This is a genomic window from Pseudomonas sp. Ant30-3 (genome assembly GCF_000690905.1).
In the GTDB taxonomy this organism is placed as follows: domain Bacteria; phylum Pseudomonadota; class Gammaproteobacteria; order Pseudomonadales; family Pseudomonadaceae; genus Aquipseudomonas.
Map to the genome: position 1 here is coordinate 1 of NZ_JMCL01000206.1, position 459 is coordinate 459.

At 61.4% G+C, this 459-nt stretch carries 1 protein-coding gene; it reads right to left on the minus strand.

All coding sequences use genetic code 11. The annotated features are described in order from the left end of the window. Nucleotides 1–348: LysR family transcriptional regulator (locus DU29_RS0128825; RefSeq protein WP_028624795.1), on the minus strand; the 348-nt coding region annotated here is incomplete at its 3' end. Nucleotides 349–459 lie beyond the last annotated feature (111 nt).

Here is a 459-nt window from a genome sequence, read left to right on the forward strand (position 1 = left end):
TTCCTGCCGACACAGCGCCAGCAAGGACGGCAGGCGCGAGGGCGTGATGCCGTCGGACAGTGCGATACGCAACTGACCGTGGAAGCCGTTGGTGGCTGCATTCACGCTATCGCGCGCCTGCTGCAAGGCGGTGAAGATGCGCGGCACATGCTCCAGAAACAGCTTGCCCGCCCGTGTCAGCCGCGTGCTGCGGCTGGTACGAATGAACAACTGTTCGCCCAGGCACTCCTCCAGTTCCTTGATAGTGCGCGACAGCGGTGACTGCTCGATGTGCAGCCTCTCCGCCGCGCGGGCGAAATGTAGTTCTTCGGCGACAGCGAGAAAGCAGCGTAAGTGTCGAATCTCCATTTCGCCTCCTGTTGTCAGTACAAAGGCCGTTTGAGAGTCGCAGCGTTGTAGCCGCTCATCTCACCGAGTTCATCCAGTTCAGGCCTGTCGCCGCTTTTGTGGCGCTGCGCG